Genomic DNA, 13,914 nt, shown 5'->3' on the forward strand with positions numbered 1-13,914 from the left:
TGCCGAATATGAGAAAGACAGGCGTGATCACCGTATCTGCGGTAGACGATGACCGGATGCTCATCGACGGGCTGGCCGCCTGGCTGGCAGGTGTGCCCGACGTACGGCTGACCGGACGGGCCGCGACCGTCGCCGAGTTGCTCAGAACGGAGCCGTCACCGGCCGACGTGGTGCTGCTCGACCTGCTGCTGGCCGACGGCTCCGACCCGGTCGAGAACGTGCGCACGCTGGTACGGCTACGGCGGAGGGTGCTCGTGGTCAGCGTGGTCACCACGGGTGACATGGCCAGGCAGATGATCGGCGCGGGAGCCGGAGGATACCTCACCAAGGATCACGACCTGGCGGCCCTGGTGGCGAAGGTCAGGGAGGTGGCGAAGGAGGAGGTGGCCATCTCACCTGAGCTGGCGCTGGGCTGGCTGGCCGACCAGGACGACGATCGGCCCGTCCTGTCCCCGCAGGAGCACGCGGTGCTGCTCGCCTACGCCTCCGGCATGACGCTCACCGCGGCGGCGCGCAGCGCCGGCGTGCGGCCGGGAACCGCCAAGAACTACCTGGAACGCGTCAAGGACAAGTACCGGAAGGCGGGCCGTCCCGCCTACACCAAGCTGGACCTCGCCGCCCGGGTCAGGGAGGACGGACTGGCCACCTGAGCTCCACGCACACCCCATCGCCGGGAGCCGTGATGATCTCCGCGTCGCCGCCTGCCTCGCGCATTCGCCCGATGACCGAGGAACGCAACCCGTAGCCGGACTCGACCCCGCCGGGATCGAAGCCCCTGCCACGGTCGACCACGCGGACCGTGACCACGCCCTCCACCGCGACGGCGGTGAGCCACGCCTCCCGCTCCCCGGAGTGCCTGGCCACGTTGTTGAGCGCCTCCGCCACGGCCTCCGCCATGGCCACGCCCACGTCGGCGGGCAGATCCTCGGGCAGCGCCTCGGCGGCGTAGCGCACGCACAACCCCAGCCCCGTCGCCCTGGCCACGGCCCTGGCCAGGCCGTTGGTCAGCCCGGTGGCGGCACCCGAGGCATCCTGCCTGATCAGTGCCCGCACGTAGGCCGCGTCCGCCGCGCACCGGCGCCGCACCTCCTCCGCCTGGTGATCCAGCCCTCCTCGGGCGATCGCGGTCAGCGTGGCCAGGACCGTGTCGTGCAGCTGCCGGTAGTGCGCCAGCCGGGCCTGCTCGGCGATCCGCTCCGTCTCGACCGCCAGCCGCTGCTCGGCCAGCCCGTCCAGCCGCGCGGCCTGGCCGGCCAGGTAGCGACGGATGAAGAAGACGACGATCGCGAACCAGACGTAGCTGTTGATCTGCACGGCCAGTTCCAGCATGGGCGGGAGTCGCTGACCGAGATCGTCGGCGTGCGCGATCACGTAGACCACGATCGGCGGCAGCAGGGCGGCGAACCGGATCGGACGCTCGATGACCGCCCCGATCAGCGCTCCGGTCGCCAGCATCGCGTGCGAGGACCAGTCGGTCACGCACGTACCCGATTCGGGCAGGCAGGCACCGGTGACTCCGATCATGAAGGCGCAGGTGGCCAGGACGTCGATCATCACAGCCGTGGGCGCGAACCAGCCGCGCCGTGCGACCCAGTGGAACAATGTCACGTTCCAGGTCAGGGCCAGGGCCAGCAGCACCGCGTTGCGGCCGCGGCCGGAGAAGAGCGCCTCGTCGGCTAACAGGCTCGCGCACGCCGGCAGCAGATAGCTGAGCCGCTGCAACATCAGCAGCATCGCCACGAACCGGCGCACGCGCTCGCCACTGGGCCTGGACGCCAGGAACAGCGGATCTCGCCAGCCGAGCGAGCCCCGCGCGCCGCCTCCCGTGGCTTGCTCGGCGAGGTCACGCGCTGGTGGTGGCTGCATGTGGAGTGACGCCCCTTCTGACGACCCGGCTTCAAAGATCCATCGAGCTCGACGCGATCTCAAGCGCAGGCCGTAAACGGATGTCCCCGTTGCCGGGATAGCGCATGACCAGTCCGGCGTTACGCCACACCACGAGGTCAGGCCCACGCGGCCCCTGCGCGACCGAGGCGGAGATCCACGGCATCGAGCAGCGCACCGTCACTCCCTCGAACTGCGAGCATGGCTTCGCGCACGTCGCGCCACCTGGCCCGGCACACCCAACCGGAGCGTCCTGATCTCCAAGGTCACGTCCGTGGACGTGACCTGAATGGCCGTGAGTTCCCTCAGCTCGGGAGAACGCGCCGGCGTCGAGCGGTTGTACTCCGAGCCGGCGGCCGGCACTCATGTGCGGCCCGTTAGCCCCGCGATCAATGCCGAGCCACAACATCGGCACTATCCATGATCGCGGCACACACGTTGCGCCAGAGCCGCAGGATCGGGACTGAGTTGTACGAGCGGCCGGCCCGGTCGCCGGCGGCGAAGTCGATGCTGACGGTGATCGTGCCCGGCACGGAGTCGCCGACGGTGTCGTGCTCCAGGGCGAAGGTCACGGCCGAGGGTGTGTCGTTCCCGTCCGGCCCTTTTCCGAGGCGGCGCCCGCCCTCCCCGGGAGGAGGGCGGGCCGCGGGCCCTGATCAGCCGAAGCGTAGCGGTAGCGCATCCGGGCCCTGGATCCCGATGGGGCCTTGCCAGGTGATCGGCCCCACAATGGAGGGCGGGCCCAGCCGCGCGGCGAGGATGGGGAGCGCCTCCCCTATCTCGACGCGGGCGAGAGCGGCGCCCAGGCAGTGGTGCGGGCCCGCGCCGAACTGCAGCGGGGGATTGTCCCTGACGGCCGTGATGTCGAATCGATCGGCGTTCTTGTGCGCACGCGGGTCGCGCTGGGCGACGTTCACGCACATCATGAGGAACGTGCCGCGCGCGATGTGCAGTCCCTCGTAGTCGAAGTCCTCGGCGGCGAACCGGTAGATGGTGCCCGCCGAGGGAAGCCAGCGCATCACCTCTTCGACGGCCTGGGCAGCCAGCTCCGGCTGCTGCCCCAGCAGGGTCCACTGGTCGGGGTGCTCGGAGAAGACGACCATGGCGTTGGCGAGCTGGTGCCGGGTGTTGTCCTGGGCGCCGAACACGAGCGTGACCAGGAGGTTGCGCAGCTCGTCCTCGGTGACGCGGCCGTCGTCGGTCTGATGGGCCGCGACCAGGGCGGAGGTGAGGTCGTCGGCGGGCCTGGCCGACTTCTCCTCGATGAGGAAGTCGGCGTAGCCGTTCAGGCCGCGTACCGCGGCTTCCACCCTGGTGACGACATCGCCCCCGGCCGCGAGGCTGAAGACCAGGCCGATGTCTCTGGTCCAGGTCCCGAAGACGTCGTAGTCCTCGGGCGGCACGCCGAGCAACCGGCACATGACCGCCAGCGGCAGCCGGGCGCCGAAGTCCTCGACGAACTCGCACACCTCGGCCGACGCCAGGCCCTCGATCAGCTGCTCGGTCTGCGCCCGGATGAACGGCCGCAGATTCTCCACGGTGCGCGCGGTGAACGCCTTGCTCGTCAGGCGGCGCAGGCGGCGATGATCCTCTCCATCGTGGTTGACGATCATCGGGACGAACCACTCGTAAATCGGACCGTCGAAGATCCCGTTCGTCTCCAGGTACCGCTTGCCGTTGTGGTCCAGCGTCTGCAATTCTCTATATTTACCTGAGCATTTCCGGCAAATCGGGCGGGCGTGGCCGGGGCGGGCCGTCTGCGTACGGTCCCAGGGGGAGTACGGGGGTGGCCGCGACGCGGTGGAAGCCGGTCCGGTGCTGAGAATCGCGTACAAGCCCTGTACGTCCCGCGGGCGGGCGGGTCGCCTGGGGTGCTTGGCCCGCCGGACGCTGCCCACTCCCGGCGGGGAATGGGGCGGGCACCGTGCGCCGGTCGGGCACACGGCTGGAGGTCTTTGAGGTGTTCTTCGCCGTGCGGGTGGGTCGTTTCGGGGTGGGCCGGTCCTTGGATCGGTCCCGCGCGGCCGGTCGGGGGTGCAGGTCGGTTCGGGTACGGCGGGCGCGGCGGGCGGCCCTGGTGGGTTTGCGCGACCGGCGGGCTCGGGCCACGTTGCCCTCCACCACCTGCGCGATGCTGCGGGTGCCGGTGGCGCGGTCGGTGCGGGTCGCCTGCTGGCCGAGCAATCCGCGGGCGAGGATGCGTTCGGCCGCCGCCCAGTCCCGATCACACGACAGGCCGCAAGCAGAGCAGTACGCCCAGGTCCACCCTTTCTCGGTGACCCGATCGGGGGCCGGGCAATGCTGCAGCAGCGAGGTGCCCTGGCCGCAGCGGGGGCAGTACTTGGAGGTGCCGCGGGCCGGGACCGTGACCACGGCGATCGCGCTCTTGGCCGCCAGATGCCGGATCGCCTCGGTGACCTGCCCGCGCACCTGCCCCGACAGCCGCGCATTGGCCCGTCCCCGCCGCCCACGCGCCTCCAAGGTGGCCAGATCTTCCAGATAGACCACCGTCAGGTTGCGGATGCGCGCGCACACCCGCTCGTGCTCCACCCCGAGGACCTCACAGGCAGCGCTCAGCGCCGCGAAGCGGGCATCGGCGGGCGTGATCCCGGCCAGCAGCCGCTCCTGACGCGTCCGCTTGGCGGCCAGGTGTTCGCGCTCGGCCCGCAACCGGTGCAGCTTGGCCGACACACCACTCGCGTCGTAGATCAACGCCCGCCCATCACCGATCACCCGGCCCTCGGCCAGACGCCCGACCGCGCCGGTCAGCACCGCGTTCAGGCCCCAGTCGAAGCCGCACCCGATCATGTGACCGGTCGCGGGCGCGAACGAAACCGGGCTCTGGAACGGCAGATCCACCCGCACCCGGCCCTTGGCCACGCGCAGGGTAGGGCTGCACACTTTCGTCTGCGCCGGCACGGTCGGCGGCAGGGCGAGCGGCAGCACGTGCCAGGCCCAATCCCGGCCGGAGGCGGGGGATTCGACCAGGGGCAGCTTCACCCGCAACCGCGCGCCATGCTCGCCGGTGCGCTCCCCGGTGCGCTCCAGGGCGGCCAGTTGCCGGTCAGCGGCGGCCAGCACGACCTGCGCCGCAACGTTCGGCGGATCCTCCAGCTCGGTCACATCGCCCGGCAACACCCCGTCGTGCTGGTCGAAGTCGGCGCGGATCTGCCTGCGCCGGTGGCGGACCTGCGACTGCGGTCCATGCCGGCCACGAAGGACAGCATGACCCCCGGCCCGGTGCCCGATCTGGACAGCGTGTTCACCCGTATCGCCCGGGAGTCCGAGGCCGTGTGAAGGGCTCCGGCTTCGCCGCGATCGTGAAGCGGTGGCGGATCGGCCGTACCGGCCGTCCTGGCGGCCCCTGAGCGAGGCGGCGACGGCACGACCGGGCGGCACCTGATACGCGGCAAGACGTTCAAGACCGCCACCGACGAGCAGGGAAACCACGAGTCGCCGGAGCAGACCGGGACGTTCCCTGGGTGGCGATCACGCCGGTCGTCAACGCCATCCGCGTCCTGGAACGCATGGTTCCACCCGGCGGCCTGCTGTTCGACAAAGCCGCCCATGACGTCGCCGGGCGCCACCCGGGCACGGGATCGCTCAAGTTCGACGTACACAGGCACGTACGCGCAGACGTACAAGCTTGGCGCGGTGGCTGGGCAGCGCTGTCTCGTCAACAGAGCCGAGACAGTTTCATAGTTACGAGCCGGCGCATGGCTGGCCTCGCGTATGGTCGTTCGGCGGGAACTAGTCGGCCCCGGCGCGGATCACACCGTTCTCGTACGCGAACACCACTGCCTGCGCGCGGTCACGCAACCCGAGCTTGCCGAGCACGCGTCCGACGTGGACTTTCACGGTCGCCTCGGAGATGTGCAAGCGCGCGGCGATCTCGGCGTTCGAGCGGGCGCGGGCGAGCTCCATCAGCACGTCTCGCTCGCGTGCGGTCAAGGCGTCGAGCGGCGTCGGTGTGCCCGATACCGGTAGGTGGGAGGCGAATGCCGAGATCAGCCGTCGCGTCACCGCCGGGGCGACGGCCGCGTCGCCGGACGCGACCACGCGAATGCCGCTCAGCAGGTCCGCCGGCAGCGCGTCCTTGAGCAGGAATCCGCTGGCGCCGGCGCGTAGCGCGGCGAACACGTACTCGTCCAGGTCGAACGTGGTCAGCATGAGGACCCGGGCCGCGGAGCCGGACGCGACGATCCGCCGCGTCGCCTCGATCCCGTCCATGGCCGGCATGCGTACGTCCATCAGCACGACGTCCGGCCGCAACGCCCTTGTCTGGGCGACGGCCTGCTCGCCGTCGCCGGCCTCTCCGACCACCTCGAGGTCGGGCTCCTGCTCCAGCACCGCCCGGAACCCCAGCCGCAGCCATGCCTGGTCGTCGGCCAAGAGCACGCGGATCGTCATGGCGGTACCGGCAGTCGTGCGTGCACGCGCCAGCCGCCGCCGGGCACCGGCCCGGCGTCCATGTCGCCACTGTAGGAGGCGACTCGCTCGCGCATGCCCGCCAATCCATGTCCGCCGGTCCCCGGCCGGGCGAGCCGGTCGCCGCCGTCGTCGACGACCTCGACGTCCACGTCGGCCTCGCCGTAGCGCAACCGCACCGTGGCCGTGGCCCCTGGTCCAGCGTGTTTCATGGTGTTGGTGAGCGCTTCCTGGACGATCCGATACACCACCAGGTCCAGCACCGTACGGGCGGGACCGTCGCGGATCAGCGTAACCGGCAGCCCGGCACCGCGGACCTGATCGACCAGCGCGTCGACCCGCAGATCCGGAGCGTCGCCGTCGCGCAGCACGCCGACCAGGCGGCGTACCTCCGACAGCGCCTCCCGGCCGGTCACGGCCACCTTGGCCATCAGGTCGGCCGAACGCTCGGGAACGGCGGCGGACGCGACCGCCCCGTCGGCCAGCGCGACCATCACCGCGAGGTTGTGTGCCACGACGTCGTGCACCTCGCGTGCGATCCTGGCGCGCTCGGCCGCCGCGCTGAGCAGGGCCTGCTGCTCACGATCCCGTTCGAGCCAGCGAGCACGCTCCTCCAGCGCCGCCAGATACGCGCGCCGGGTCCGAACCGTCAGCCCCAGCAGGAGACATCCGCCGAACAGCACAGCGACCACGACCGCGTCCCACCAAGGCCCGCCGTTGGACAGCCACCCGATCATGAACGGCACCGCCGGTGACCAGGCCAGCCACAGATGGCGTCTGGGCCCGTACCGGGCGACCAGGTATGCCGCGATCATCGGGCCGATCAGCTGCACTGGGGTCAGCACACCGACCAGCGTCAGGGCGAACGCCACCGCGATCACAACCCAGAAGACCGCAACCGGCCACCGGCGCCGCCACTGATCCGGCATGGACATCATCGTAAGGTCGCCCAGCTCCACGAGAGGAAGCCGGCGATCTGCGCGATCGCCATCCGGCTTTCCGGCGCCTCGTCCGCCACGAGCGGCCACGCGTGCATCATGCCCGGCCAGACCTGTGTCTGCCCGGGCACACCCGCTGCGCGTAGCCGATCGCCGAGCCGGGTCACGTCGCTGAGCAGGACCTCCTGGCTGCCGGCCAGCAACAGCGTCGGCGGGAGTGCGGCGAGGTCGGCGAGGTCGGCGTACAGCGGCGACAGCAGCGGGTCGCGCAGGTCGATCGTGCCGTTGCGGGTGTAGCTGTCGAACGTGAGCTTGCGCGTACCGGGCGTCAGGACGGGGTCGCGATCGGACAGCGTACGGAAGGTCTCGCCCCGCAGCGTGAAGTCGGTCACCCCGGAGAGCGACACGAGCGCGGCCGGCAGCGCGTCACCGCTCCCGCGGAGGGAGAGCGTGGTCGTCAAGGCGAGGTTGCCGCCCGCGGAGTCACCCATGATCGCCAGGCGTGACGCCGCGATGCCCTGGCCGCGGAGCCAGCGGTAGGCGCGCACACCATCCTGCATGGCGGCTGGATAGGGGTGTTCGGGCGCCAGGCGGTAGTGCGCCAGCAACACGCACGCGCCGGTCTCTCGCGAGATCGCCGCGGCGAATCGACGAGGCCCGTTGCCCGCGATCTCGATGAACCCGCCGCCGGGGAGATAGAGGATCATCCGTTCGGTGCCGGCGTCGCCGGCGCAGATCCGTTCGGACGGGACGCCGCCCGCATCGATCCGCTCCATTGTCGCGCCGGCCGGGAGCTCGGGCCGGGTGTCCAGGTCTCGCCGGCGATCGGCGCGCAGCTCCGTCTCGTTCGTCGGCAGCGGCAAGAGCGCCGGCACGGCCATCGTCACCAGGTAGAAAGCCGACCCGATGGCACTCGGCACGGCTGGAGCGCCGTTACCACGCGGTGCCGGGGCGAGGCCGATCGCGGCCGTGGCGTACCCGACAAGGAGGATCGGCGCGAGCAACGCGGAGAGGAGCCTTCGGGTGGTGCCCATGCGGGCCAGCCAGGCCGGCCAGAGCGGGAACGTGAGCAATGCGGCGACGGTCAGGATCGCCGAGGTGAGGTGGAAGCCCCGTTCTGGCGGCAGCATCGCGTTGAGCGCCCACAACGCCGAGCGCGCGGCGGTCAGCAGCAGGCCGGCCGCACCGAGCACACCGAGCACACAACCGCGACCGTCCTGCTTGACGACGCTCATCGTCCAGCCCGCCAGCAGCACCGGCGCGATGATGGCCCCGGCGACGAAGGCGATCCACGACAGAACGGGCACCCCGGCGACCACGTCATTCGCCCACAGCGGGATCAGGAGCAGGCCGAGGACCGCGCTCGTCCCGCAGCACGCTCCTGCGGCGGTGCCGAGCGAACGCACGCGGGTGGCGCCGGTCCGGCGCGAGAGCACCACGAGCACGGCACCTGACGCCAGCAATCCGGCAAGGCTCAGGATGGCGCCGATGGTGTTGCCGGTGACCAGCGTGACCGCGAACGAGCGCGGGTCGAGCAGTATCTCCGGGAAGCGCAGCGTCGCGGACAATCCGACGGCACTGACGATGACGAGAAGAAACAGCACGCGGAGCAATAAGCCCACGTCTTGGGCGGAGACTTTGTCGATCATGGGATCGACGCTAGGACCCGGACCGCCCGCCGCATATTAGCCGGGAAGCGAGCGCTCATCGGAGCGCATACGACTTGAGTCGTATGCGGGATCAGACTCGCCGCTTGTGGACATGAGCCACAGGCGTCGTTGACAGGCCCGCCTATTGACCGGTGAGACCGGTCCCGTCCATGACCTCATCGGCATCGAGACCGCCCGCGCCGTCGCCGACACGGTCATCGGCCTCAACGACCACCTGGCCGGCGGCGGCGGCGTGTCCGGGCCCCGCTGCCCGCCGCGCCCTCAAGGCCGCCGCGTTCCGCTGGTCGTGTGAGGGCGGCGGGTTGGATTTCCGGGGCGATCGGCAGTGGTTTCTCATTGCCCGATTCCGGTGAGCACGGTGGTGACGACGGATTCGACGGAAGGTGGCGCCGCGGCTGTCGCATGGTGCTGGAACAACGCGGGCAGCACTGTCTCGTGACAGACGCCCACGATCATCGCCGCGGCGGCGTCGAGCTGGGCGTCCGCGGCGAGCCGGCCCAGGTCTCGTTCAGCGTGCAGGTAGCGGGCCAGCCGATCGCGCCAGTCCTCGCCGTGCCCGCCCAGCTCCGCGAACTTGGTGAGGACCGCGGGCTGGGTGAGCAACCCGGCGAAGGCGGGCAGGATCGCCCGGTGCAGCGCCAGGCCGTAGGTGAGGTAGGCGCGCAGATTGGCTTCGACGGTGCCGGCACCGGGTTCGGGGAGTTCGCCCAGCTCTCGTTCGACGGTGCGGACATGCGCGCGTAGGGCGTTGGCCAGCAACTCCTCCTTATCGGCGAAGTAGTTGTAGAGCACACCGTCGGCGACACCCGCCTGCCGAGCGATCGCGCGCACGGTGAGTCCCGCCGTACCCCGCGCGGAGATCATGCGTTGGGTGATGGCGATCAGATGCTCACGCAGGCTTCGCCCATTCGCACCGTCACGCAGTACCGCCGCTCTTCTCGGTGACATCCGGCCTCATCGTGGTCAGTCGAACACAACAGAGCATGAGAACGTTACGGGACGACAGCGGTGACCAGCCACGCCGTGCCGCGCAGCCGGACGGCGCCGGGCTGGGCGAAAGGGCCCAGCGCGGCGGTGAGCGCGTCCCGAGCGTGCGCCGCGGCCTCGGGGCCGGCGTGCGTCATGTGGTACCTGACCGGCCCCCAACCGGTGAGGAACTCGGCCGCGTCGGCGACATCCCGGCCCCAGATCTGGTCCGCTTCGACGTGTGTGCAGGTGACGTCCTGGAATCCGGCATCAGCGAGCACGCAGCGGATGCGCGCGGGATCAGCAAACGACGTGGGTCCGCTGCCATCCGCGCCGGTAGGGCTCGGCAGGTACGGAGCCATCGCGCCGAACACGGCGCCCAGGTCGGTGCCGGCGATTTGGGTCAGGCACACGAACGCGAGCCGACCTGCCGGGCGCAGCGCGCGGCGGATGTTGGCGAAGGCGGCGACGGGGTCGGCGAAGAACATGACCCCGAACCGGCTGAGCGCGACGTCGAAGGCGCCCTCCTGGAACGGGTGGACCTGCACGTCACCCTGCTCGAAGGACACATTGGGAACATGCTCGGCCGCCGCGCGGGCACGCGCCTTGGCGAGCATGGGACCTGACAGGTCGACACCGGATGCATACCCGCGCGGGGCCTGACCGGCGGCCAACCGGGTGAGCTGACCGTTCCCGCAGCCGACGTCGAGTATCCGGTCGCGTTCGCCGATCCCGGCCGCCTCGAGCAAGAACCTGTTGAATCCGCTGTTCACCGCGTCATAGCGGTCATCGTGGGCGGCCCAATGCTCGCCCTCGTAGCCGTTCCACGCCTGTGCCTGCGCGGTGTTGACGATGCCTCCCACCGAAACCCTCCCTGTCATCGGGATGAACGTATGTTCATGAATGTCTGTTCATAATCGCCTGTCAGAAAGCACGCGTCAACCCGGCCCCCGGCAAAGGATCCGACGGCAGTGATGTGAATCACCGTCACCGACGCCTCCTCGTTGTCACATTCCCCGCCCCGATGGCGTCATGTGAGTAGGCAAGGTCAGGGGGCCCAGATGCGTTCGTTGCCGGCCAAGCGCCGCTCGTTTCAGTTCTCCCATTGGTCGTTCATGTTCGCGGAAATCGCCGTCTGGTCGTTCGTCGTTCTGGCGGTGACCGGGGCGGTGCTGATGGTGTTCTACGACCCCCGCATGTCCCAGGTGACCTATGACGGTTCGTACGGCCCGCTGCGCGGACTCTTCGTCAGCAAGGCCTTCGACTCGACCATGCATCTGAGCCTGGAGGTGCGCGGCGGACTGCTCATACGCCAGGTCCACCACTGGGCGGCGCTCGTCTTCGTGGCGGCCGTCGTGTTGCAGCTGCTGCGCATGTTCCTCACCGGCGCCTTCCGCCGCCCGCGCACCGGACAGTGGCTGATCTGGGTGACGCTGCTGGCGCTGGGCATGGCCGCGGGCGAGACCGGCAACGCCCTGCCTGACGACATGCTGTCGGGTGGGAGCCTGTGGCTGATCATGTCGGTTGTGCAGTCCGTCCCCGTGGTGGGAACCTGGGCGCTGTCGCTGCTGTTCGGCCCGGACTTTCCCGGTGACAGGGTCATTCCGGTCATGTACGGCGGACACCTGTTGATCTCGATCGTCATGGCCGCGCTGCTGATCGCCCGTGAACTGCTGGTGCGGCGGCACGGCCACACCCGGTTCCTCGCCTCGGTGCCGGCATGGCGGAGCGTGCGCCCGATGATGGCGCTCGCGACATTCGGCATGCTGATCATTCTCGGGTTGGGGTTCCAGATTGCCCCTATATGGCTGTACGGCCCTGCCAAGCCGACGCAGATCTCGGCGGGCTCGGTTCCCGACTGGTACATGGGGTTCCTCGACGGCGCCCTCCGGATCATGCCCGGGTGGGAACTCACCATCGGGGACTACACGCTCAGTCTCGCGGTCCTCGTCCCCACACTGGTGATACCCGGGGTCTTCTTCACCGCCCTGGCCGCCTATCCGATGGCCGAGCGCTTCCTCCTCTCGCGGCGCAGCCGCCGCGACGGGCTGGGCCGGCCCAAGACCACGAGCCGCATGGCCCGCGAGACGCTCGCGCGTGACCTGCTCGATCGGCCCCGCGAGACGCCGGTGAAGACGGCCGTCGCGGTCGCCGGCGTCACGTTCTACGGCCTGCTGTGGGCGGCCGCGGCCAACGACCAGATCGCCCACCAGTTCCACCTCACCGTCGACGCTGTGACGATCTTCTTCAGGTTCGCCGTGGTCATCGGCCCCGTCGTCGCCTTCATCCTCACCCGGTGGATCTGCCTCGCACTTCAGCAGACGGATCGCCACGAGGCCGAGCACGGAGTGGAGACCGGGATCATCACGCGGTCCCCGGACGGCGGATTCCACGAACGGCTTGCACCGGCGCGGCAAGAGCGCCGCGAGCCGGCGATCACCTCAGGCAGACGACAGTGATGGATCATGCGGCCTGCCTGACGTGCGTGGATGAGGTTTCCGGCGCAGGGGCATCCGGCGGCGGCCTCCGGACGTATCACACGCAAGGGGCCCGGGACCGACGCCAAAGATGGAGCTGCGTGATGACCGCGGATGACCGCTTCGGGCAAGGCATTGGAGAGGCACGTAAGAGTCGGTTGCTGGGCACAGCCAGCGAGGTCGTGATCGATCCGGTCTCGGACTGGGCGACCGACTTCTCCCATGTCGATCCCGTCTGGGCCGCCGATCCCTATCCGATCCAGGACGAGCTGCGGCAGCGTTGCCCGATCGCGCACACCGAGCGGTTCGGCGGCGTATGGCTGCCGACGCGATATGAGGACGTGGCGGCCGTCGCGTACGACACCGAGCGTTTCTCGTCCCGGGCGATCATCGTCAGCAACAACAAACCGCCGCTCGACCTGGCCCCGGTAGGCGACGCCCCACCCATCACCTCCGACCCGCCGTTCCACCGCGACGCCCGGCAGTTGCTGCTGCCGATGTTCACCAAGTCGGCGGTGGCCCAACAGGAGGAGGCGACGCGGGCGTACTGCCACGAACTCATCGACGCGATGCGGGGGCGGGAGATCGTGGACGCCGCCCGTGACTACGCCCAGCACATTCCGATGCGAGTGATCGCCGACATGCTCGGCTTCCCGCCCGAGGACGGCCCGCGGTTCCGCGAGTTCGTCGAGAACGTCCTGGAGAGCATCAACCAGTCACCCGAGGAACGTCTCGGACACCAAGACGAATTGGTTGACTACCTCGTCGCGCAGATCCACGAGCACGTCGCCAGGCCGCGCGACGACCTGACGACGTACCTCGTCAACGCCGAACTCCATGGGCAGAAACTGGACCCCATGCACGTGGTGGGCACGATGATGCTGCTCCTCATCGCCGGCATCGACACGACGTGGAGCGCCATCGGGGCGTCCCTGTGGCACCTGGCCAAGACTCCGGCCGACCGCGAGCGCCTGGTGGCCGAGCCGGGGCTGCTGCCGACCGCGATCGAGGAGTTCCTGCGCGCCTACGCCCCGGTCACCATGGCTCGCCTGGTCAAGCAGGACATGCACTGGAACGGCGTGGACATGAAGGCCGACGACTGGATCCTGCTGTCCTTCCCCGCCGCCAACCGCGACCCGGCCCAGTTCGAGCGCGCGGATGAGGTGCTCATCGACCGGGAGGTCAACCGGCACGCCGCCTTCGGTCTCGGCATCCACCGCTGCGCGGGCTCCCACCTGGCCCGTATGGAACTCCGGGTCGCCCTGGAGGTCTGGCTGGAGCGCATCCCCGCCTTCGCCCTGGCGGAGCCGGCGGCGGTGACCTGGGCCGCCGGCCAGGTGCGCGGCCCCCGTGCCCTCCCCATCCGCCTGCCATGAACGCGCCATCGGCCTTCTCTGGTGCCGGACACACGGTGTCGGGTCAGACAAGGACCGGCTTTCATCGCGCGAAGACCGATCGCGACATCGGACTGCCCTGACCGATCATGGTAGCCGAGTGGCGCGTCCGCAGTTTGCTCCATGCCGATGAGCCTGTTCAGGAACACATCCGTGG

At 69.8% G+C, this 13,914-nt stretch carries 14 protein-coding genes; 5 read left to right on the forward strand and 9 right to left on the reverse strand.

Annotated elements, in window-relative coordinates; genetic code table 11:
* Positions 1 to 8: 8 nt before the first annotated feature.
* Positions 9 to 650, forward strand: a complete 642-nt coding sequence (locus tag ACIBX3_RS33650; protein ID WP_397124106.1) for a response regulator — start codon at positions 9 to 11, stop codon at positions 648 to 650.
* Here ACIBX3_RS33650 and ACIBX3_RS33655 read toward each other — a convergent pair.
* The 4 genes from ACIBX3_RS33655 to ACIBX3_RS33670 form a co-directional block, all read right to left on the reverse strand.
* Positions 625 to 1,866 (reverse strand): sensor histidine kinase, encoded by a 1,242-nt coding sequence (locus tag ACIBX3_RS33655; RefSeq protein WP_397124108.1) that lies wholly within the window; start codon positions 1,864 to 1,866, stop codon positions 625 to 627. The genes ACIBX3_RS33650 and ACIBX3_RS33655 overlap by 26 nt on opposite strands.
* Before the next feature lie 407 nt (positions 1,867 to 2,273).
* Positions 2,274 to 2,456: a hypothetical protein gene (locus tag ACIBX3_RS33660; RefSeq protein ID WP_397124110.1), complete on the reverse strand. Its 183-nt coding sequence runs from the start codon at positions 2,454 to 2,456 to the stop codon at positions 2,274 to 2,276.
* Between the two features lie 84 nt (positions 2,457 to 2,540).
* Positions 2,541 to 3,581, reverse strand: coding sequence for a cytochrome P450 (locus ACIBX3_RS33665; protein WP_397124112.1), 1,041 nt, complete (start codon positions 3,579 to 3,581; stop codon positions 2,541 to 2,543).
* 10 nt (positions 3,582 to 3,591) lie between these two features.
* A complete protein-coding gene (locus tag ACIBX3_RS33670) occupies positions 3,592 to 5,007 on the reverse strand; it encodes a zinc ribbon domain-containing protein (protein ID WP_397124114.1) in 1,416 nt (471 codons plus the stop codon).
* 21 nt (positions 5,008 to 5,028) lie between these two features.
* On the opposite strand from ACIBX3_RS33670, the gene ACIBX3_RS33675 reads away from it, so the two are divergent.
* The gene (locus ACIBX3_RS33675; RefSeq protein WP_397124116.1) at positions 5,029 to 5,181 is read left to right on the forward strand and encodes a hypothetical protein; all 153 of its coding nucleotides are present in this window, start codon (positions 5,029 to 5,031) and stop codon (positions 5,179 to 5,181) included.
* Positions 5,182 to 5,634: 453 nt separating this feature from the next.
* Here the strand turns inward: ACIBX3_RS33675 and ACIBX3_RS33680 are convergent, their stop codons facing one another.
* The 3 genes from ACIBX3_RS33680 to ACIBX3_RS33690 are packed head-to-tail and all read right to left on the reverse strand — an operon-like array spanning position 5,635 to position 8,899.
* Complete coding sequence (locus tag ACIBX3_RS33680) at positions 5,635 to 6,294, reverse strand: response regulator (RefSeq protein ID WP_397124117.1); 660 nt, start codon at positions 6,292 to 6,294, stop codon at positions 5,635 to 5,637.
* Positions 6,291 to 7,241: a sensor histidine kinase gene (locus ACIBX3_RS33685; RefSeq protein ID WP_397124119.1), complete on the reverse strand. Its 951-nt coding sequence runs from the start codon at positions 7,239 to 7,241 to the stop codon at positions 6,291 to 6,293. Before ACIBX3_RS33685 ends, ACIBX3_RS33680 begins: the two co-directional genes overlap by 4 nt.
* Before the next feature lie 5 nt (positions 7,242 to 7,246).
* Entirely contained in the window at positions 7,247 to 8,899 is a 1,653-nt protein-coding gene (locus ACIBX3_RS33690) for an alpha/beta hydrolase (RefSeq protein WP_397124121.1), read from the reverse strand.
* Between the two features lie 145 nt (positions 8,900 to 9,044).
* Here ACIBX3_RS33690 and ACIBX3_RS33695 point away from each other — a divergent pair, with 145 nt between their 5' ends.
* Positions 9,045 to 9,212: a hypothetical protein gene (locus ACIBX3_RS33695; protein WP_397124122.1), complete on the forward strand. Its 168-nt coding sequence runs from the start codon at positions 9,045 to 9,047 to the stop codon at positions 9,210 to 9,212.
* Between the two features lie 41 nt (positions 9,213 to 9,253).
* Here ACIBX3_RS33695 and ACIBX3_RS33700 read toward each other — a convergent pair whose 3' ends face one another.
* Both ACIBX3_RS33700 and ACIBX3_RS33705 read right to left on the reverse strand, forming a co-directional pair.
* Positions 9,254 to 9,784, reverse strand: a complete 531-nt coding sequence (locus ACIBX3_RS33700) for a TetR/AcrR family transcriptional regulator (RefSeq protein ID WP_397124124.1) — start codon at positions 9,782 to 9,784, stop codon at positions 9,254 to 9,256.
* Between the two features lie 128 nt (positions 9,785 to 9,912).
* On the reverse strand, positions 9,913 to 10,749 hold the full coding sequence (locus tag ACIBX3_RS33705; protein WP_397124126.1) for a class I SAM-dependent methyltransferase: 837 nt from the start codon (positions 10,747 to 10,749) through the stop codon (positions 9,913 to 9,915).
* Between the two features lie 198 nt (positions 10,750 to 10,947).
* Between ACIBX3_RS33705 and ACIBX3_RS33710 the strand changes: the two genes are divergently transcribed.
* Together ACIBX3_RS33710 and ACIBX3_RS33715 are read left to right on the forward strand one after the other, a co-directional pair.
* Positions 10,948 to 12,345: a cytochrome bc complex cytochrome b subunit gene (locus ACIBX3_RS33710; RefSeq protein WP_397124127.1), complete on the forward strand. Its 1,398-nt coding sequence runs from the start codon at positions 10,948 to 10,950 to the stop codon at positions 12,343 to 12,345.
* A 122-nt stretch (positions 12,346 to 12,467) separates the two neighbouring features.
* Positions 12,468 to 13,739 carry a cytochrome P450 gene (locus ACIBX3_RS33715; protein WP_397124129.1) on the forward strand — a complete coding sequence of 424 codons (1,272 nt, stop codon included), beginning with the start codon at positions 12,468 to 12,470 and terminating at the stop codon, positions 13,737 to 13,739.
* Positions 13,740 to 13,914 lie beyond the last annotated feature (175 nt).

The sequence above is a fragment of the Nonomuraea sp. NPDC049480 genome (assembly GCF_044465905.1).
Lineage (GTDB): Bacteria > Actinomycetota > Actinomycetes > Streptosporangiales > Streptosporangiaceae > Nonomuraea.